The sequence below is a fragment of the Primorskyibacter aestuariivivens genome (genome assembly GCF_028023675.1).
Classification (GTDB): domain Bacteria; phylum Pseudomonadota; class Alphaproteobacteria; order Rhodobacterales; family Rhodobacteraceae; genus Marinovum; species Marinovum aestuariivivens.
Map to the genome: position 1 here is coordinate 24,966 of NZ_JAQIOZ010000009.1, position 18,378 is coordinate 43,343.

19 protein-coding genes are annotated in these 18,378 nt (G+C 63.1%); 12 read left to right on the top strand and 7 right to left on the bottom strand.

Going from position 1 to position 18,378, the window contains the following annotated elements:
* Positions 1 to 63: 63 nt before the first annotated feature.
* From PGB28_RS10925 to PGB28_RS10935, 3 genes are read left to right on the top strand one after another with little or no spacing between them, the layout of a single operon-like run.
* Positions 64 to 1,290 carry an acyl-CoA dehydrogenase gene (locus tag PGB28_RS10925; protein WP_271421552.1) on the top strand — a complete coding sequence of 409 codons (1,227 nt, stop codon included), beginning with the start codon at positions 64 to 66 and terminating at the stop codon, positions 1,288 to 1,290.
* On the top strand, positions 1,291 to 2,544 hold the full coding sequence (locus PGB28_RS10930) for an NAD(P)/FAD-dependent oxidoreductase (protein WP_271421553.1): 1,254 nt from the start codon (positions 1,291 to 1,293) through the stop codon (positions 2,542 to 2,544).
* Between the two features lie 19 nt (positions 2,545 to 2,563).
* The gene (locus tag PGB28_RS10935; RefSeq protein ID WP_271421554.1) at positions 2,564 to 2,998 is read left to right on the top strand and encodes an RbsD/FucU family protein; all 435 of its coding nucleotides are present in this window, start codon (positions 2,564 to 2,566) and stop codon (positions 2,996 to 2,998) included.
* On the opposite strand, the gene PGB28_RS10940 is transcribed toward PGB28_RS10935, so the two are convergent.
* Together PGB28_RS10940 and PGB28_RS10945 are read right to left on the bottom strand one after the other, a co-directional pair.
* Positions 2,992 to 4,413 carry a hypothetical protein gene (locus PGB28_RS10940; RefSeq protein WP_271421555.1) on the bottom strand — a complete coding sequence of 474 codons (1,422 nt, stop codon included), beginning with the start codon at positions 4,411 to 4,413 and terminating at the stop codon, positions 2,992 to 2,994. The genes PGB28_RS10935 and PGB28_RS10940 overlap by 7 nt on opposite strands.
* A gap of 68 nt (positions 4,414 to 4,481) precedes the next feature.
* Positions 4,482 to 5,489, bottom strand: coding sequence for a LacI family DNA-binding transcriptional regulator (locus tag PGB28_RS10945; RefSeq protein WP_271421556.1), 1,008 nt, complete (start codon positions 5,487 to 5,489; stop codon positions 4,482 to 4,484).
* 140 nt (positions 5,490 to 5,629) lie between these two features.
* On the opposite strand from PGB28_RS10945, the gene PGB28_RS10950 reads away from it, so the two are divergent.
* From PGB28_RS10950 to PGB28_RS10965, 4 genes are read left to right on the top strand one after another with little or no spacing between them, the layout of a single operon-like run.
* Positions 5,630 to 6,700, top strand: coding sequence for a fatty acid desaturase family protein (locus PGB28_RS10950; RefSeq protein ID WP_271421557.1), 1,071 nt, complete (start codon positions 5,630 to 5,632; stop codon positions 6,698 to 6,700).
* Positions 6,701 to 6,713: 13 nt separating this feature from the next.
* Positions 6,714 to 7,025 carry a MocE family 2Fe-2S type ferredoxin gene (locus PGB28_RS10955; RefSeq protein ID WP_271421558.1) on the top strand — a complete coding sequence of 104 codons (312 nt, stop codon included), beginning with the start codon at positions 6,714 to 6,716 and terminating at the stop codon, positions 7,023 to 7,025.
* Positions 7,026 to 7,033: 8 nt separating this feature from the next.
* Complete coding sequence (locus tag PGB28_RS10960) at positions 7,034 to 7,240, top strand: hypothetical protein (RefSeq protein ID WP_271421559.1); 207 nt, start codon at positions 7,034 to 7,036, stop codon at positions 7,238 to 7,240.
* A 27-nt stretch (positions 7,241 to 7,267) separates the two neighbouring features.
* Positions 7,268 to 7,831 carry a 3-methyl-2-oxobutanoate hydroxymethyltransferase gene (locus PGB28_RS10965; protein WP_271421645.1) on the top strand — a complete coding sequence of 188 codons (564 nt, stop codon included), beginning with the start codon at positions 7,268 to 7,270 and terminating at the stop codon, positions 7,829 to 7,831.
* Between the two features lie 7 nt (positions 7,832 to 7,838).
* On the opposite strand, the gene PGB28_RS10970 is transcribed toward PGB28_RS10965, so the two are convergent.
* Both PGB28_RS10970 and PGB28_RS10975 read right to left on the bottom strand, forming a co-directional pair.
* A complete protein-coding gene (locus PGB28_RS10970) occupies positions 7,839 to 9,287 on the bottom strand; it encodes a sensor histidine kinase (RefSeq protein ID WP_271421560.1) in 1,449 nt (482 codons plus the stop codon).
* Complete coding sequence (locus tag PGB28_RS10975) at positions 9,284 to 10,024, bottom strand: response regulator transcription factor (protein ID WP_271421561.1); 741 nt, start codon at positions 10,022 to 10,024, stop codon at positions 9,284 to 9,286. Before PGB28_RS10975 ends, PGB28_RS10970 begins: the two co-directional genes overlap by 4 nt.
* Before the next feature lie 213 nt (positions 10,025 to 10,237).
* On the opposite strand from PGB28_RS10975, the gene PGB28_RS10980 reads away from it, so the two are divergent.
* From PGB28_RS10980 to PGB28_RS10995, 4 genes are all read left to right on the top strand, one after another.
* Positions 10,238 to 11,482 (top strand): ABC transporter substrate-binding protein, encoded by a 1,245-nt coding sequence (locus tag PGB28_RS10980; protein ID WP_271421562.1) that lies wholly within the window; start codon positions 10,238 to 10,240, stop codon positions 11,480 to 11,482.
* A 63-nt stretch (positions 11,483 to 11,545) separates the two neighbouring features.
* The gene (locus PGB28_RS10985; protein ID WP_271421563.1) at positions 11,546 to 12,418 is read left to right on the top strand and encodes a carbohydrate ABC transporter permease; all 873 of its coding nucleotides are present in this window, start codon (positions 11,546 to 11,548) and stop codon (positions 12,416 to 12,418) included.
* The gene (locus tag PGB28_RS10990; RefSeq protein ID WP_271421564.1) at positions 12,411 to 13,301 is read left to right on the top strand and encodes a carbohydrate ABC transporter permease; all 891 of its coding nucleotides are present in this window, start codon (positions 12,411 to 12,413) and stop codon (positions 13,299 to 13,301) included. Before PGB28_RS10985 ends, PGB28_RS10990 begins: the two co-directional genes overlap by 8 nt.
* Before the next feature lie 4 nt (positions 13,302 to 13,305).
* Positions 13,306 to 14,403: an ABC transporter ATP-binding protein gene (locus tag PGB28_RS10995; RefSeq protein WP_271421565.1), complete on the top strand. Its 1,098-nt coding sequence runs from the start codon at positions 13,306 to 13,308 to the stop codon at positions 14,401 to 14,403.
* Positions 14,404 to 14,521: 118 nt separating this feature from the next.
* Here the strand turns inward: PGB28_RS10995 and PGB28_RS11000 are convergent, their stop codons facing one another.
* Genes PGB28_RS11000 through iolC form a run of 3 tightly spaced genes read right to left on the bottom strand, consistent with a single transcriptional unit; the run spans position 14,522 to position 17,174 of the window.
* On the bottom strand, positions 14,522 to 15,349 hold the full coding sequence (locus PGB28_RS11000) for a class II fructose-bisphosphate aldolase (RefSeq protein ID WP_271421566.1): 828 nt from the start codon (positions 15,347 to 15,349) through the stop codon (positions 14,522 to 14,524).
* Entirely contained in the window at positions 15,346 to 16,185 is an 840-nt protein-coding gene (locus PGB28_RS11005) for a 5-deoxy-glucuronate isomerase (protein WP_271421567.1), read from the bottom strand. Before PGB28_RS11005 ends, PGB28_RS11000 begins: the two co-directional genes overlap by 4 nt.
* Positions 16,186 to 16,196: 11 nt before the next feature.
* Positions 16,197 to 17,174, bottom strand: a complete 978-nt coding sequence (gene iolC / locus PGB28_RS11010) for a 5-dehydro-2-deoxygluconokinase (RefSeq protein ID WP_271421568.1) — start codon at positions 17,172 to 17,174, stop codon at positions 16,197 to 16,199.
* A 90-nt stretch (positions 17,175 to 17,264) separates the two neighbouring features.
* On the opposite strand from iolC, the gene PGB28_RS11015 reads away from it, so the two are divergent.
* A complete protein-coding gene (locus PGB28_RS11015) occupies positions 17,265 to 18,371 on the top strand; it encodes a Gfo/Idh/MocA family protein (RefSeq protein ID WP_271421569.1) in 1,107 nt (368 codons plus the stop codon).
* The last annotated feature ends 7 nt before the right edge of the window (positions 18,372 to 18,378 follow it).

Below are 18,378 nucleotides of genomic sequence, written 5' to 3' on the forward strand. Positions count from 1 at the left end.
GATAGCAGCCTTGCGCCGGATGCGCTAGGCTCCCGGCAAATGATCCGAAACAGGAGACCTGTGATGGCCGCTCTCGATACACGCCCGCTCAAAGCCAAGGACGCCCCCGATCTGGGGCAGTTTGCTTGGGACGATCCGTTCCACCTGAATGACCAACTCAGCGAAGAAGAACGCATGATCGGCGAAAGCGCCCGCGCCTATGCCAGCGAAAAGCTCGCCCCGCGCGCGGTTGACGCCTTTGCCGAGGAAACCGTCGCGCCCGAGATTTTCCGGGAAATGGGCGAGATGGGCCTGTTGGGCACCACAATCCCCGAGGAATATGGCGGGATCGGTGCTGGATACGTGACCTATGGCGTCGTCGCCCGTGAGATCGAGCGCGTGGACAGCGGCTATCGCTCGATGATGTCGGTGCAATCCAGCCTCGTGATGTATCCGATCTATGCCTATGGCTCGGAAGAGCAGCGGCAGAAATACCTGCCCGGGCTGGCCTCGGGTGAACTGATCGGTTGTTTTGGACTGACCGAGCCGGACGCGGGGTCAGACCCTGCGGGCATGAAGACCCGCGCCGAGAAGACCGACACGGGCTATCGCATCAGCGGCTCCAAGATGTGGATTTCCAACGCGCCCATCGCCGATGTGTTTGTCGTCTGGGCCAAATCCGACGCCCATGGCGGCAAGATCCGCGGCTTTGTGCTGGACAAGGGCATGAAAGGGCTGAGCGCGCCGAAGATCGGTAATAAGCTCTCCTTACGCACCTCGGTCACCGGCGAGATCGTGATGGACGGCGTTGAAGTGGGCGAAGACGCGCTTTTGCCGAATGTCGAGGGGCTCAAGGGGCCGTTTGGCTGCCTCAATCGCGCCCGCTATGGCATCGCCTGGGGCGTGATGGGCGCGTCGGAATTCTGCTGGCACGCGGCGCGGCAATACGGGCTGGACCGCAAGCAGTTCAACAAGCCCATCGCCGGCACCCAGCTGTTCCAGAAGAAGCTGGCCGACATGCAGACCGAGATTGCGCTGGGCCTGCAGGCCGCGCTGCGCGTTGGGCGGCTGATGGATGAGGCCAATGCTGCGCCCGAGATGATTTCCATCATCAAGCGCAACAATTGCGGCAAGGCGCTGGAGATTGCGCGCATGGCCCGCGACATGCATGGTGGCAATGGCATTTCGGGAGAGTTCCAGGTGATCCGACACATGATGAACCTTGAGACCGTCAACACCTATGAAGGCACCCATGACGTGCATGCGCTGATCCTGGGCCGCGCCCAGACCGGGCTGCAGGCATTCTTCTAGGTGGTAATCCCAGCGGGCAACCTCTGGGAAGAGACAGCGGCGGAGGCGTTTGACGCGCCGCCGCTTGAGGGCGATCTGCGCGTGGACATTGCCATTGTCGGTGCGGGCTATACCGGATGCGCGGCTGCGCTCGCGGCAGCGGACAAGGGCGCGTCGGTGGCCGTGCTTGAGGCGGAAACGGTTGGGTTCGGCGGTTCGGGACGCAATGTCGGTCTGGTCAATGCCGGGCTGTGGCTGCCGCCTGACGAGGTGGAGGGCGCATTGGGGGCCGGTCCCGGCGCGCGGCTGATCGAGGCGCTGGGGCAGGGACCAGAGACGGTCTTTGACCTGATCGAACGGTATCAGATCCGATGCGAAGCGCGGCGCAATGGCACACTGCATTGCGCCCATAAACCGTCCGCCATGCGTGATCTGGAAAGGCGCGCATCGCAATGGCAGGCGCGCGGCGCGCCGGTGGAGGTGCTGGACGCTGCCGCCGCACAGGCAAGGGTGGGCAGCCGCGCGGTACATGGCGCGCTGCTCGATCATCGCGCGGGCACGATCCAGCCGCTGGCCTATGTGCGCGGGCTGGCGCGGGCGGCGGTGAGCCTTGGCGCGCAAATCTTTGAAAATACGCCGGTTTCCGGGTCGCGCCGCGAGGGCGGGCAATGGGTGCTCGAAACGCCCAATGGTCGCGTCAGCGCAGCGCGCGTGCTGGTGGCCACCAATGCCTATCACCTGCCCATCCCGGGCATGGCGCGGGCGCAAACCAGCCTCGTGCATTTCTTTCAGGCCGCGACAGACCCGCTTGAAAACACCGATATTCTTCAGGGCGAAGAGGGCTGCTGGGATACCGCACTGGTAATGTCGTCTTTCCGCCGCGACGCCGCCGGACGGCTGATCATCGGGGCCATGGGCCTGCCCGAGCGCGACGGCGGACTGCATCTGCGCTGGTTGCAAAAGAAGATGACGGCCCTGTTCCCCGATCTGGGGCGCCAGAGCCTGACCGGTGTCTGGCACGGTCGCATCGCCATGACCCGCGATCACGTGCCCAAGCTGGTGCGCTCCGGTCCGGGACTTTACGCGATCTTTGGCTATTCCGGACGCGGCATTGCACCGGGTACAGTCATGGGGCTGGCGCTGGGGCGTGGCATCCTGTCTGGCGACCTATCGAATGCCCCTTTGCAAGCCATTGAAACCTATGGCGAAAGCTTCCCCAAACTGCGCAGCGCCTATTACGAGGCCGGAGCGCGGCTGATGCATCTTTTGCCCTGAGACACAAAGGAGACCTGCCATGCTGCGCGGCCTTGACCCGATCCTGACCCCCGATCTGCTGTATGCTTTGCGCGCCATGGGCCATGGCGACACGATTGCCATCGTGGACGCGAATTTTCCCGGCGAAAGCACCGGCCCGACATGCATCCGCCTTGGCGGTGTGGACGCCTCAGCCGCTCTGCGCGCGGTGCTGTCGTTGATGCCGCTTGACACATTCGTCGACGCGCCCGCCCACGTGATGCAGGTGGTGGGCGATCCCGAGGCAATCCCCGAAGCGGTGGCCGAATTTCAGCAGATCATCAATGCGCACGCTGACGCCCCCGCAGAGATCGCGGCGGTCGAGCGTTTTGCCTTCTACGATCTGGCCAAAGCCGCCTTTGCCATCGTCCAGACCGGCGAACGGCGGCTCTATGGCAATATCATCCTGACCAAGGGTGTGGTGACAGATCAGTAATCCAGAAATTTCGCGCTGGCATAGCCCGACTTGCCCGACGGGCCGGTGATTTCGAACCACATCCAGTTGTCGGCAATGCATTCGCCCAGAACCACCCGGTCATAGGGTTGCTCCTGCTCGGCCTGCTGGCACAGTTGCAGACAGGTCTCGTGCCGGTAATGGTCGCTATCCACCGTCGGGCTGCGCGGCACGTCCCATTCGGAGCCTTTCGGCAATTCATCGAGCTTGTCGGACTCGTGGCTCGTGCTTTCGCGCAGCGAGGTGTAATTCTTGACATTGATCACCCGCGCCGTGCCGCGTTCCGAGATGCAGGGATTGGGCAGGGGGGCTGGCTTGGGCATTTGCTCGGTAGCGGTGCCGGTGGCCAGCGCCTCCAGCGTTGTGGCTGCCGGGAACATCGCCTGAGCAGGGATCGGAGCCCAGGAATAAAGCCGGTCAGGCGCGTTGCAATCATCCGGCCCGGCGCTTGAATTTGTGTTTTCACGGTAGCCACAAAGCATGGGCAGGATACGGCCCGACCAATGCTGGGCCACGGTGGCCGCGCAGTCATAGGTCTGCATTCCGGCAAATTGCAGGTCATAGCGTTCGCGCGTCAGGCCCCCGGCGGTCCATTGCGTCTGGCGCAGGGAATAATCGTAATCGTTGCGCCCCCAGGGGATCTGATCACCGGCGAGCTGCGCGGGCCATGTGACCATGTTCTGGCAGGCAAAGAAAAAGCCCAGCTCGGAAAAGGCCGGTTCCTCGAAACCGAACAGCTCGATCCCCCAGCGCCCGGCCTTGTTCACCGTGTCGATCATGAAGAAATCCTGCCCCTTATGGGCCAGCATCGCCTCTTGCAGGTCGGATTCGACGAAGGGACGGCGATTGTCGGGCCGGGGGCGCGCGGCCAGTGCAAGGAACCGCAATGTTGAATCTAAAGCCACCTCGAATGCGGCGCGCACGTCGGCCACGGAATAGTGGCGGGTCTCATCCAGCCGCAGGTCCGGTTGATGAAACCCCAGCTTGCCGCCCACATGCAGGCGCCGGTTGGTCAGCGCGTTGCTTTCGGTCTGGTAGGCCGTGCCGAACATGAACACCAGCGCACAGGCCGACAGACAGCTTGCCCCGTCATCCACCACCGTGCCAATGTTCTTGTCCAGCAGGTGCTGCGCGATGGCAAAGCCTTCGGTATAGGAGCCGCCGGGGCTGTCGAGGCAAAGCGTCTTCCAGCGGCCATCTTCAAGGTTTGGCCAGCCCTCGGGCGCCTCCAGCTGCATGTCGCGGAGCTTGGCCACATCGTCTTTTTCGATGGCACCGGACAATGTCGCAAGACATAGCCCTTCCTTGCCCGGTGTGATCTGAAGCGCAGAGGCGGCGGCGGGATGAAAGACCGAAGACACCAGCGCGCAAAGGCAGGCGGCAGCAATACGTTTCACGAAAGAATTCCTTTGAGCAACTGCTCCGACGGTAACGCGGATCGACGCCCCCGATCAAGCTTTGCGGCTCAGAGCGAGGGCGGCAGGTATATCTGCGGCTCGAACAGCGGTGGGGCGTCAGCGGCCGGTTCCTCAGCGGCCATACGATCCACCAGCGCCCGGCAGAGCGCGGCGAGCGGCGTCGCAATCACCATCAGCGCGTAGCCATCGGCCAGCGCTGCGCGGCTGTCGTCGGTCAATTCATTGACGATCAACGCCACGCGCCCCGCCGGGCGGGCATCGCGCAGGGCGGCAATCGCCCCCTCCATGCCGCCACCGGCCACGTAGAGCCCGGAGAAATCCTCGTGACGCTGCAAAAGGTCCAGTGTCGCCTCGTATGTCACGGCGCGGGTTTCGAGATTGACCATCGTGTCGGTGATCCCGATGTGCGGGGCGAATTCGCGAAGGGCCGCCCGAAAGCCGGTTTCACGCAGCGCCTGTCCGTGCCAGCGCGTGCCCCCGACAAAGACGCCCACCCGCGCCGGGCGTTGGAGCCGGGTGGCCATCATCCAGCCCGCCAGCCGCCCGACCTTCATATTATCCACGCCAAAATACCCGGCGCTGGCCCGTCCGCCGAAATCATTGAGCAGGCAGTATAGCGGCGTGCCATCGGCGCGGAATTCGTCGGTCAGGCGCGACAGCACCGGATGGTTGACCGCCGTGGCAGCAACCGCATGGGCCCCCTCGGCGGCGATCCGAATGGCATCGGCAAAATCCTCGGGGCTTTGCGACGCGGCGTAGCGGATCACCGGGACGATCCGGGCCGACGTGTGGCGCGCGCAGGCCGTCTCGATCTCTTGCGCGAACCCCTGGTAAAACGCCTGTCCGGATTTGTGCAGGACAAAGCCCAGCCGCAGATCGGGGCGGGCCTTGATGCCCTGGCCGGGCAGGGGGAAGCCGATCCGCGTGGCGGCGGCCTCGACCTCCTGTCGCATCCGCGCAGAGACATGGCCGCGCCCGTTCAGCACACGGTCCACGGTGGCGGTTCCGACACCGGCGGCCTGGGCCAGATCCTTGATGGTGGGGCGGTGGTGCATGGCGGGGCCTTGATGGGATTACATCACACAACCCCGTCAGAATTGATGCAATTTGATGTACTCGCAAGCCCTGATCCTTCCGCGCCGGATCGTCCTGCGCCTAACATGTCCTTGCAACGCATCTTTCGAGGGAGGGCAGGATGACCACGCGGGATTACTCCATGACAGGCGAGGATGGCCGCCGTGCCGTCGAGGTCGGGCTTGCGGCGGCACAGTGGTATCACACCGACATTCCGCGCAAGGACATGAAGGAGCTGATGAAGCGCAGCGATGGACCGGCGATCCGCGACACGGTGATCCTGTTTGCCTGCATGATCGGTTTTGCCGCGATCGGTATCGCGCTTTGGCCCTCATGGTGGAGCGCACCGTTCTGGCTGGCTTACGGGGTGCTTTACGGTTCGGCGATGGATTCACGCTGGCACGAATGCGGCCACGGCACGGCGTTCAGGACGCGGGCCTATAATGACTGGCTCTACCAGATCGCCAGCTTCTGCATGGTCCGCAACCCGGTAACATGGCGCTGGAGCCATGCGCGCCACCACACCGACACGATCATCGTGGGTCGCGATCCCGAGATTGTCGCCATGCGCCCGCCCGCGCTGTTCCGCATCGTGATGAATTTTTTCGGAATTTTCGACGCGTGGAACGGCTGGGCGCGGATGCTCTACAATGCGTCGGGCCGCATTCACCCCGAAGAGGCCAGCTATATCCCGGACCACGAACAGCCCAAGGTGATCCGCGTCGCGCGTATCTGGGTAGCGATCTATGCGGGCGTGATTGCGCTGGCCGTGGGGATGGGGTCGATCCTGCCGCTGATGGCGATCGGCCTGCCGCGTCTTTACGGGGCGTGGCACCATGTGCTGACGGGCGTGATGCAACATGCGGGACTGGCCGAGAATGTGACCGATCACCGGCTGAATTCGCGCACGGTTTATATCAATCCTGTGTCGCGCTTCATCTACTGGAACATGAATTACCATGTCGAACATCACATGTTCCCCATGGTGCCCTATCACCGGCTGCCCGCGCTGCACGCGGCGATCAAACATGACCTGCCCGCGCCCAACCGCTCCATCCGGGAGGCCTATGCCGAGATCATCCCGGTGCTGCGCAGGCAACTGGCCTATGAGGATTATTTCCTGACCCGGGACCTGCCCGCCACGGCCAAACCCTATCGCGAAGAGTTTCATGCGGCGATGCCCGCAGAGTGAGAAAGGACAGATCATGAGCCAATGGATTGACGCCTGCGGAGCCGATGAGATCGACGAAGAGGACCTGATCCGCTTTGACCATAAGGGCCGGACATTCGCGATCTATCACAGCCCGGATGGCGAGTTCTTCTGCACCGACGGGCTCTGCACCCATGAGCAGGTGCATCTGGAGGACGGGCTGGTCATGGAATACGAGATCGAATGCCCCAAGCACAACGCCACCTTTGATTACCGCACCGGCGAGGCCCTGCGCGCACCGGCTTGTGTGAACCTGAACACCTACAAGGTGAAGGTCGAGGGCGGGCGTGTTTGGATCGAGATCTGAGCATGGGCATGTATCACACAAGACCCACCGTGGCGGACGTCCGCGCGCGCAAGGCGGCGGGGGACACGCTCACCATGCTGTTCGTGGAAACACCTGACGAGGCCCGCGCAGCCGCGACGGCGGGCATCGACATGCTGTCGATCATCGCGCCGCTCTGGACACCCGAGATGCGCGAAGCGGCGGGCGATTGTTTCGTTCAGGTGGGGCTTCTCTAAGGGGAGCTCTGCACGGGCGAGGATTACCTGCGCGCCGCCCATGCCGCGATGCAGACGGGTGGCGATTGCGTCTTTTGCTCGGCCTCGCTGGAGATTCAGAAACTGCTCTGTGACAATGGCATCCCGGTGGTGGCGCATGTGGGGCTGATCCCGTCGCAATGCACATGGACCGGCGGGTTCAAGGCGGTGGGCAAGACCGCGGTCAGCGCGCGGGCGCTCTGGGATCATGTGAAACGCCTAGAAGACATTGGGTATTTCGGCGCTGAACTTGAGGTCGTGCCCGACCGGGTGGCCGAGGTGATCGCCCGAAACACGCCGCTCCTGATGCTGGGCATGGGGGCCGGGGCGCATGCGGATGCGCAGTACCTGTTCACCGAGGATGTGCTGGGTCATGGGGTCAACAAGCGCCCGCGCCACGCCAAGACCTATCGCAATTTCGCCGCCGAGTTCGAACGGCTGCAACAGGAGCGAATCGCGGCCTTTGGCGAGTTCATTGCCGATGTGAAATCAGGCACCTATCCGGCGCCGGAGCACAGCGTGTCGATTGCCGATGCCGAACTGGCTGCCTTTCTGGAAACGATCGCGGAGTAGCGCGCGCCTAACCCCGCCCGATCTCCAGACAGGCCCGCAAGCCCTGCGCGCCGGTTTCGAAATACAGCCGCCCGCCATGTTGTTCGGCCACCGTGTCCACTATTGTGAGGCCAAGGCCAAAGCCGCTGATGGACGTGGCATTGGAGCCGCGCTGGAAGGGGGCAAAGACCTGTTCGATGTCGGCGGGGGACATGTCCGAGGCTTCATCTTCGACCGTGATCACCGCCGTGTCCGCATCGGCCACCAGCCCGACCGAGGCGCGGCGGCCATATTTCAACGCGTTGTCGATCAGGTTATTGACCGCGCGTTGCAACGAGATCGGCCGCGCGGTGACAAGGATGCGGGGCTCTTCGCCCAGGCCCCCATGGCCGGGAATGGCGTTGAAGATCGACGTGCCGCCGGCAATGGGCGTGGCCTGTATCTGGTGCAGCGATACCGGGCGTCCGGTGTCGGCATAATCATCGACGATGGATTGCACCAGCGACTGAAGCGAGATGGTGCGCGGTTCCTCACTGCTCAGTTCCGCGCGCGTGTAGGTCAGAACGCTTTCGATCATGCCGGTCATGCTGTCGATATCAGCCTCGAATTTCGCGCGCAGCTCCGGTTCCGGGATCAGCGCCGTGCGCAGCCGAAGCCGCGTGGCGGGCGTGCCCAGATCATGGCTCACCCCGGACAGGACCACCGCGCGTTTGCGCAGCTGTTCGCGCTCGCGTTCCAGATAGGCATTGACCGCCGAAACGATACCCGACAATTCTGCCGGGCCGTCGGTGGAATAGCTTTCGGGCCCACCCAGACGTGACCGGTTGGTCAGCGCACGGGCAAACCGGTCGAAATGCGCGACCGTGTCGATCAGCACGCTGCCAAGCGCCGCCAGCGCCACCACCGCCAGCAGCAGCGCGGCCAGCCGCAGGTCGCGCGGGGCGGTAGCGCAGTCCCAGATGGCGCTGCCTTCGACGCGCAGCCAAGGCCCGTCGCCCACGCGGGCGAACAGCATCGGATTGCTGCAATAGGTGGCGATCAGCCGGGTCACGGCGCCCAGTTTCTCTGCCGCTGACTGCCCTTCGTCCGAGACCACGTCTGAGGCTGCATAGCGCAGCGTGCCCGAGATCAGCAACAGCGACAGCGCCTCGCCGCCCAAGGGATCAACGCCGGTATCACGCAGCGAGATATTGGTAGCATAGGCCGGTTTCGGCACGCCGCTGAGGCGCAGATAAGCCCCCGAGGATATCAGCGCGGCCTGATCGTCTGGCACCGGCTCCACCTCGATGCCACTGGGCGGCTGGGTCCCCCGGCGCAGCGCCGCGTCCAGCGTGATCCCCGCCACATAAGCGCGGGTCAGGTGATCCTTCCAACTGCCATTAGAGGAAAACCACAGCGCCGCCGCGCCCAGACCGGCGGCGAAACTGAGCACGATCATCACCAGCCCGAGGCTGCGCAGGCGCAGCTTGCCGGTCATTCCGGCTCCCCGGTTTCGACATCCACCGAAATGACATAGCCCACACCGCGTTCGGTGCGGAACAGCCTGGGTTCCTTGGGGTTGGCCTCGATCTTGGTGCGCAGCCGCCCCACCAGCACGTCGATCGCCCGGCCCGAGGCCTCGGGCTGTGCCTCGCCCTCGCCGGTCACGTCCAGCGCGGTGGCAATCTCTTCACGGGTGAGTGGGATATGCGGGTTGGCCAGAAAGACCTTCAACAGCCCGGTTTCGCGCCGCGACAGCGACACCTGCACCCCGTCCGGCGAGATCACCTCGTCCTTCTTGCCAAGATAGGTCCATCCGGCAAAGCGAAGGGTCGAGATGCGCCGCCGGTAGGCCAGCGACGACGAGCGATGCGCCCGCTGCAGCACCGCCCGCACCCGCGCCAGCAGCAGATCGGGATTGAACGGCTTGGCGATATAGTCATCGGCCCCCACCTCGTAGCCTGCCATGCGCTGATGATCGGCCGAGAGCGCCGAGACCAGGATGATCGGCACCTCCTGCTCAGTGCGCAGGCGGGCGCAGATCTCGACCCCGTTCTCATCGCCCAGCATCACGTCCAAGAGGATCAAGTCCACCCGGCCCGCCGACATCTGTTGGTGAATGCTGGCCTCATCCTGACAGGGCAGGGCGATGAACCCGTTCTGGCGCAGGAACTGGGTCAGCATGGAGCGGGTCTCCGCATCGTCATCAACCACCAGCAGCCGTGGAATCGCCATGTCTCTCCCCTTATGCGCAAGACGCGCTCCCCCGCGTCAGCTTTGCCTTGATTGTAACGGCGCGCAACAAAATCAATGCTTGCGTAACACCACGTAACAGAACCGCAAACTTTCCGCTCCAACGGCCCGACTGGGCCATTGCGCCGCGCCGCAATGCTGACGCAGAGTTTCGTCAGCGTCGCCAATCGGGGCGACCAATGGGAGGAAAATCTGATGAAAACATCCGTTTACGCGGCCGTTTCGGCCGTGGCACTTACTGTCGCTGCACCGGCCCTGGCCGAGCCGCAGGCCGAGGTTCTGCATTGGTGGACATCCGGTGGCGAGGCCAAATCCGTGGCCGTGCTGCAGGAAGAGTTTGCCGCCAATGGTGGCACCTGGACCGATATGCCGGTGGCCGGTGGTGGCGGCGACGCCGCGATGACCGCGCTGCGTGCCCGCGTGTTGTCCGGCAACGCGCCCACCGCCGTTCAGCTCAAGGGTCCGGCGATCCAGGAATGGTATGAAGAGGGCGTGCTGGCCGATATCTCCGCCGTGGCCGAGGCCGAAGGCTGGGCCGATGTGCTGCCCGCCTCGATTGCAGGCCACATGAAATGCGAAGGCAACTGGTGCGCCGCGCCGGTGAACGTGCACCGGGTCGACTGGATCTGGGCCAATGCCGACGTGCTGGCGGCCAATGGCATCGACATGCCCACCAGCTGGGACGCATTCAACGCCGCCGCCGATAAGCTGATGGCCGCGGGCATCACGCCGCTGGCCCATGGTGGTCAGGCCTGGCAGGACGCCACCGTGTTCGAGGCGGTCGCGCTTGGCATTCTGGGGGCCGAAGGCTTCCACAAAGCCTTTGTCGAGCTGGACATGGACACGCTGAAATCCGACGAGATGAAGGCCGTCTTTGACCAGATGCGCAAGATGCGCGGCTATGTCGATGACAATTTCTCGGGCCGCGACTGGAACCTTGCCACCGCGATGGTCATGAACGGCGAAGCGGCGTTCCAGATCATGGGCGACTGGGCCAAGGGTGAGTTCCTGGCCGCCGGCAAAGAGCCGGGCAAGGACTTCCTCTGCGCCTCCACCCCCGGTGACGGTTTCCTCTACAACGTCGACAGCTTTGCCATGTTCGACGTGGATGGCGACGACAAGGAAGCGGGTCAGCAGCTTCTGGCCAAGCTGATCGTCGGCAAGAACTTCCAGAAAGTGTTCAACCTGAACAAAGGTTCGATCCCCGCACGCACCGATGTGGCTCTGGACGAATTCGACAGCTGTGCGCATCTGTCAGCCAAGGACATGTCGGAAAGCTCTGAGAACGGCTCGCTCCTGCCCAGCTATGCCCATGGCATGGCGCTGCGCGGTGCGCAGTCCGGTGCGATCACCGATGTTGTCACAGCGCATTTCAACTCGGACATGTCCTCGGACGATGCCGTGCAAATGCTGGCCGACGCGGTCGCCAACTCGATGTAACTGACGCTGCCATGTCCGGGATGACCCGGGCATGGCACCTTCTGCCTGCGAGGGGCTGAAACAATGACAGAATGGTTGGAACGACATGTTCCAAAGATGGTGCTCGCCCCGTCCTTTGTGGCTGTGCTCATCTTTGTCTACGGGTTCATCATCTGGACCGCCTGGGTCTCGCTGACCCGCTCCAGGTTGCTCCCGAAATACGAAATCGAAGGCTTTATCCAGTATGAACGCCTGTTCGCCTCGCCACGCTGGGACACGGCCATGTCGAACCTTGTTGTGTTCGGTGTGCTGTTCATCGTGATCGCGATGGTGCTGGGGCTGTTGCTGGCCATCCTGCTGGATCAGAATATCCGCACCGAGGGCGCGCTGCGCACGATCTACCTCTACCCGATGGCGCTGTCGATGATCGTCACCGGCACCGCGTGGAAATGGATCATGAACCCCGGTCTGGGGATCGAGAACATGGTGCGCGGCTGGGGGTTCGAAAACTTCAGTTTCGACTGGATCATCGACCCGGACATGGCGATCTATGCCGTGGTGATTGCCGGGATCTGGCAAAGTTCGGGTTTTGTCATGGCGCTGTTCCTGGCCGGGCTGCGCAGCGTGGACGGTGAGATCATCAAGGCCGCGCAGGTCGATGGCATCCCCACATGGCGCATCTATTCCGCGATCATCATCCCGTCGATGGCACCGATCTTCCTGTCGGCCTTCATCGTGCTGGCGCACCTCGCGATCAAGAGCTTCGACCTTGTCATTGCGCTGACCGGTGGTGGCCCGGGCTATGCGACCGATCTGCCCGCCACCTACATGTATGCCATGGCGTTTTCGCGCGGTGACATCGGCCAGGCCGCAAGCTCTGCCATGGTGATGATGGCCGTCGTCTTTGCGATCGTGGTTCCCTATCTCTATTCAGAATTGAGGGCGAAACGTGACTGATCTTGCACTCTCTCCGCCGCTAAGCCGGCCCTGGGGGCGACTGGCCCTCCGCTGGCTCCTGTTTACGCTTCTGGGTGTCTTTGCACTGTTTTACCTGATGCCGCTTTTCGTGATGGTCACCACATCGCTGAAAAGCCTTGAGGAAATCCGCACCGGAAGCTTGATTGCCTTTCCCCGCGAAGTGACCTTTGAGGCATGGAAAACCGCATGGTCCGGGGCCTGTACCGGCATCCAGTGCGAGGGCCTGCGGCCGTATTTCTGGAACTCGGTCGTGCTGGCCATCCCGGCGGTTCTGATCTCCACTTTCGTGGGGGCCATGAACGGCTATGTGATTGCGCAATGGCGCTTTCGCGGTGCCAACCTGATCTTTTCGCTGCTGCTTTTCGGCTGCTTCATCCCGTTTCAGGTGGTGCTGCTGCCGATGGCGCGGATGCTGGGCATCCTTGGGCTGGCGGGCAGCATTCCGGGGCTGATCTTTGTCCATGTGATCTATGGGATCGGCTTTACCACGCTGTTTTTCCGCAACTATTACGTGACGATCCCCAGTGAACTGGTCAAAGCGGCCAAGGTCGACGGGGCAGGGTTCTTTCGCATCTTCTGGTCGATCTTCCTGCCCTTGTCGCTGCCCATCGTGGTGGTGACCGTCATCTGGCAGTTCACGCAGATATGGAACGATTTCCTGTTCGGCGTGTCCTTCAGCCAGGCGGGCACGCAACCCGTGACAGTGGCGCTCAACAATATCGTCAACTCAACCACCGGCGTGAAGGAATACAATGTGGATATGGCCGCCGCGATCATCGCAGCCCTGCCCACGCTCATCGTCTATGTCGTCGCCGGCAAATATTTCATCCGCGGTCTGACCGCGGGCTCGGTAAAGGGATAAACCCATGTCTCCCATCCTCGATATCTCCAATCTCTATAAGAATTATGGGTCCACCGAGATCCTCAAGGACATCAATGTCTCCATCGAACCGGGGGATTTCCTCGTGCTCGTCGGGCCCTCGGGCTGTGGCAAGTCCACGCTGCTGAACTGCATAGCGGGGCTTGAGCCGATCACCTCGGGCAGGATCGAGATCGGCGGGCGCGACATGACCCATGTCAGCCCCAAGGATCGCGACATCGCCATGGTGTTCCAGTCCTACGCGCTTTACCCGACCATGAGCGTGGCCAAGAACATCACCTTTGGTATGAAGGTGCGCGGGGTGGACGCCGCCACGCAGGAGGCCAAGCTGAACGAAGTGGCGCGCCAGTTGCAGATCGAACCGCTGCTGAACCGCCGCCCGGGTCAATTGTCCGGCGGTCAGCGACAGCGGGTGGCCATGGGCCGTGCTCTGGTGCGCGATCCCAAGCTGTTCCTGTTTGACGAGCCGCTGTCCAATCTGGACGCCAAGCTGCGGGTCGAGATGCGTATGGAGATCAAGAAGCTGCATCACAACCTCGGCGCAACCATGGTCTATGTGACCCATGACCAGATCGAGGCCATGACGCTGGCCACCAAGATCGTGGTGATGAAAGGCGGCGTGGTGCAGCAGATCGGCAGCCCGTCCGAGATCTACAACACGCCCGCCAATCTCTTTGTCGCCGATTTCATGGGCTCGCCCGCGATGAACCTGATCCCGGCGCGCGCGCGGTCAAACGGCAATGGCACCGAGATCGAGATTGCCCGTGACAATGACGCGCCCATCGTGCTCAGGGACGTGCATGCGCGCAATCTGCCCGAGGACGTGATCCTTGGCCTGCGCCCCGAGGATATTGCCCAGGCAGGCTTTCGCGCCGGAGAGGACGTGCAACAGGCCGCCTGCATGATCGACATGGTCGAACCGGCGGGGGCCGATACCTATGTGGTGTCGAACCTCGGCGGCAAACAGGTCACCGCGCGGCTGCATGCCGAAACCGCGGCGCGCCCGGGGGAAATGCTGGACCTTGCCTTTGATCTGGGCAAGGTGTCCTATTTCGCGCCGGACAGCGGCGAGCGGTTGAACTGACGCTCTGGACTGCGTGTCCGAGGAAACGATTTCCTTGGAGGAGTGAGGCTGAGAAAACTGTCCGGGGGACAGTTTTCCAGCTGAACGGTCCGGAAACTTCAAAAGTTTCCGGTGCCCGCTACCGCAACCCCCGCAGAAGACCGCCCGCCTTTTTGGCGAGCGGCTCTTCCACTGCCGATAGCAGCCTGATCCGGTCGAACTGATCCGGGTTTGCGGCCAGCGCGTCGCGCAGGGCCGCGCCGAAGGTCATGCGCAACTCCGTGCCGATGTTGAATTTCGACACCGCCGTCTCGCGGGACAGCGTCGCGCGGGTCGCATGTGGCAGGCCCGAGCCGCCATGGATCACCAGCGGCACACCGGGCGCGCCCGCCTCAATCGCGGCCAGCCGGGGGCGGTCGATCACCGCCTGCGCCTCGGTCTGCAGATGCACATTGCCCACGGAAATGGCCATGGCGTCCACGCCGGTCTCGGCGGCAAAGCGCGCGGCGTCATCGGGGTCGGTCATGGCCGATCCTTCGGCCCCGTCATACCCCACAAAACCGATCTCACCCTCACAGGAGACGCCCGCCGCATGGGCCTTGGCCACGATGGCCGCGGTTTGTGCGATATTCTCTTCCAGCGGCAGGGACGAGCCGTCGAACATGACCGAGGTGAAGCCCAGCGCAATCGCCTCTTCGCACTCTTCTGCCGTGCGCCCATGGTCCAGATGGCTGACCACCGGGACCGACGCCTGATCCGCCAGCGCATGAAACATCGCCGCCCAGACCGAAAGCGGCATATGCGCCCGCGCACCGGGTCCGGCCTGAAGGATGATCGGTGCGCCAAGGGTCTCGGCCGCCGCCACATAGGCGCGCGCATCCTCCCATCCCAGACAGACCACGCCCGCCACGGCGTACCCGTCCCTCAAAGCGGGCTGCAAGACCTCGGCCAGCGTTGCGCGGGTCATTTGAACTTGGCCACCATGTCCATGATGCCCGGAATGGTATGCAGTTGTTCCGCATGGGTCGGCTGGAAATACTGCTTCAGCGACCGCTGCGACAGCCCGCCAAGGATGGTGAAATAATACATCTCATAGCCGGGCAGGGCGCAGCACGGGTGATAACCCTTGTCGATCAGCACGGTGGAACCGTCCATGATGTGATAGGCATCGCCCGGCTCGTTATCGACCCGTTGCAGCATTTGCAGGCCCGAGCCGTAATTGGGCTTGAAGCGGAAATTATAGGTCTCGTCATGGCGCGTCTCATCGGGCAGACGATCGGTGTCATGCTTGTGCGAGGGAAAGCCCGACCAGCCGCCCGCGCCCACGGTGAACAGTTCCGAGACCAGCAAACGACCGACGCGGTCATGTTGGTTGGCACCCAGGATATGCTTGATCTTGCGATGGGTCTTGGTGTCGTCCGAGCCATATTGAACGAGGTCCAGCTCATCGCGGCGCACCGCGAAAGGCTTGAGCGTCTCGCCATATTGCGCCCCGGCGATGAAGACCTCCGTTTTCGTCCGCGCCGTGATCCGTGCGCCGGTATCCGTGGGCACATATGCGCCTTCGGGCTCACCATCCCAGACATCCTCGCCCCGGTGGCCGATCCCGGCGAATGTCTCGCCGCCGGTCTCCACGTCCACGGTTCCGGTGGCGGGCACGATACAGGTCTCGTACCCTGCCACGCGGTAATCAAACGTCTCGCCTTCGTTCAGCTTGACGATGTTGAAATAGGTCAGCGGCACATGCGCGTCATTCACATCGACGATGGGTTTGTTCTGGTTGTCAAACGGGGGGATATGCATCGCTCGGTTCCTTAGGCGGGCTGGAAGTCATGGGTATTGAGGAAGGTGGTCAGTTCCTCCGGCGTGGGCATGGCAGGGGCGCAGCCCACGCGGGCCACGACCATTGCGGCGGCGGCAGAACCCGCGCGCACGGCGTCTTTTACGGGCGCGCCGTCGGACAGGGTGGCGAGGAAGGCCGCCATGAAACTGTCCCCTGCGCCGGTGGGTTTGAGCGGTGTGGTCGGGAAAATCCCGGTTTCGACCTCTTCGTCCGGGGTGATGGTGATCGCGCCCTTTTCGCCGCGTTTATAGACGACGATCTGCGCGCCATCGCGGACCAGTGCACGGGCCTTGTCCAGCCCTTTGTCATAGTCTCCGGCCATGAAGCCAAACTCCACGTCATTGCCGATGATCACCTCGCACATGGCGCCCGCCATGGAATAGACCTCGCTGGCTTCCTCTGCCGAGGCCCAGGAATAGGGGCGGTAATCCACATCGAACACCAGTGGCAGGCCCGCGTCGCGTGCGCGCTCGAAAGCCGACAAAGTGGCGCCGCGTGAAGGTTCGGACGCCAATACGGTGCCGGTGGTCACCAGCGCCGAGAACCCGGCATAGGGCAGGGTGGTCACATCGGACATGTCCATCGCGAAATCCGCCGCGCCATTGCGGTAGATCACCGATTGCGTGTCCTCTAGCCGGGTCTCGACCACGGCCAGAGAATTGCGCGCCTCGCCCCCTACTGTGCGAACAAAGCGCCGGTCGATGCCATAAGCGTCCAGCTGGTTCAGACAGTAGCGCCCCACCGCGTCATCAGAGACGCAGGTGACCAGCGCCGCGTCACAGCCCAACCGGCACAGGCCAGCGGCGATATTGGCCGAGGAGCCACCAAGCGCGGTTGTAAAGGCCGTCGCCTCTTCCAGCCTCGCCCCCGGCGGGTCGGCATAGAAATCCATGCCCGCCCGGCCAATGACCAGAAAACCCTTGCCCCTGATCCGTGTGAGATCCGCCATGCGTTCCGCTCACTTTACTATTGCCACGTCTTGCGGCTCACGATACACATTTTGCAACCGGTTGCAATAATTCTCTGGGGAGGGGGTCAGATGACCGAGATTGGCATAGGAATCGTCGGCGGCGGCTATATGGGCAAGGCACATTCCGTGGCCATGGCTGCGGTCGGTCCGCTTTTTGAAACCCACCTGCGCCCGCGCCTTGAGATGATCGCCGCCTCCAGCGAGGCCAGCGCCGAACGCTACCGCGCCGCTTTCGGATTCGCGCGTGGCACCGGCGATTGGCACGTTCTGGTGAATGACCCCAAGGTCGAGGCGGTGATCATCGCCTCCCCGCAAGAGACGCACCGCGCCATTGCCGAAGCCGCCATCGCGCTTGGCAAGCCGGTCTTCTGCGAAAAACCGCTGGCCGACAGCCTTGAGGATTCCCGTGCCATGGTCGCGGCGGCCGAGGCGGCGAGCGTGCCGAACATGATCGGTTTCAACTATATCCGAACGCCTGCCAGCCAGTTCGTGCGCCAATTGCTGGCCGAGGGCGCAATCGGCGATGTCACGTGGTTCCGCTGCGAACATACCGAGGATTTCCTGTCCGACCCCAATGAGCCATTCAACTGGCGCTGCGACGGGGTGGCCAATGGAAATATGGGCGATCTGGCCCCGCATCCGATCAATGCCACGCTGGCGCTGATGGGGCCGGTGGCGCGGGTCATGGCGGATCTGGAAACGGTACATCACGACCGCCCGGGCGGCACAGTGACCAATGACGATCACGCCCAGATCATGTGCCGCTTCGAGAGCGGCGTGATGGGTCATATTTATTCCTCGCGCATCGCGACGGGCCGCAAGATGGGATATGCCTATGAAATCACAGGCACAAAGGGCGCGATCCGTTTTGATCAGGAGGATCAGAACGCGGTCTGGCTTTATGAGGCCGACGGCCCCGAGGCAACGCGCGGCTTTCGCAAGATCCTGACCGGACCGGCGCATCCCGATTACGCGCCGTTTTGTCAGGGGCCGGGCCATGGCACTGGCTATCAGGACCAGATCATCATCGAGGCCAAGGATTTCCTCACCGCGATCGACACCGGCGAAGCGGTCTGGCCCACCTTCCGCGACGGGCTGGCCGTGGCCGAAGTGATCGAAGCGGTCTTGACCTCCGCCGAGCGGGGCGGATGGGTCAATATCAAGGACATGCAGTAAGGAGCCA

Bases quoted from the DNA above. Each gene is read 5' to 3' on its own strand.
- PGB28_RS10925 (WP_271421552.1), top strand. From the start codon at position 64: ATGGCCGCTCTCGATACACGCCCGCTCAAAGCCAAGGACGCCCCCGAT.
- PGB28_RS10935 (WP_271421554.1), top strand. From the start codon at position 2,564: ATGCTGCGCGGCCTTGACCCGATCCTGACCCCCGATCTGCTGTATGCT.
- PGB28_RS10945 (WP_271421556.1), bottom strand. From the start codon at position 5,489: ATGCACCACCGCCCCACCATCAAGGATCTGGCCCAGGCCGCCGGTGTC.
- PGB28_RS10950 (WP_271421557.1), top strand. From the start codon at position 5,630: ATGACCACGCGGGATTACTCCATGACAGGCGAGGATGGCCGCCGTGCC.
- PGB28_RS10955 (WP_271421558.1), top strand. From the start codon at position 6,714: ATGAGCCAATGGATTGACGCCTGCGGAGCCGATGAGATCGACGAAGAG.
- PGB28_RS10960 (WP_271421559.1), top strand. From the start codon at position 7,034: ATGTATCACACAAGACCCACCGTGGCGGACGTCCGCGCGCGCAAGGCG.
- PGB28_RS10970 (WP_271421560.1), bottom strand. From the start codon at position 9,287: ATGACCGGCAAGCTGCGCCTGCGCAGCCTCGGGCTGGTGATGATCGTG.
- PGB28_RS10975 (WP_271421561.1), bottom strand. From the start codon at position 10,024: ATGGCGATTCCACGGCTGCTGGTGGTTGATGACGATGCGGAGACCCGC.
- PGB28_RS10980 (WP_271421562.1), top strand. From the start codon at position 10,238: ATGAAAACATCCGTTTACGCGGCCGTTTCGGCCGTGGCACTTACTGTC.
- PGB28_RS10985 (WP_271421563.1), top strand. From the start codon at position 11,546: ATGACAGAATGGTTGGAACGACATGTTCCAAAGATGGTGCTCGCCCCG.
- PGB28_RS10995 (WP_271421565.1), top strand. From the start codon at position 13,306: ATGTCTCCCATCCTCGATATCTCCAATCTCTATAAGAATTATGGGTCC.
- PGB28_RS11000 (WP_271421566.1), bottom strand. From the start codon at position 15,349: ATGACCCGCGCAACGCTGGCCGAGGTCTTGCAGCCCGCTTTGAGGGAC.
- PGB28_RS11005 (WP_271421567.1), bottom strand. From the start codon at position 16,185: ATGCATATCCCCCCGTTTGACAACCAGAACAAACCCATCGTCGATGTG.
- iolC (WP_271421568.1), bottom strand. From the start codon at position 17,174: ATGGCGGATCTCACACGGATCAGGGGCAAGGGTTTTCTGGTCATTGGC.
- PGB28_RS11015 (WP_271421569.1), top strand. From the start codon at position 17,265: ATGACCGAGATTGGCATAGGAATCGTCGGCGGCGGCTATATGGGCAAG.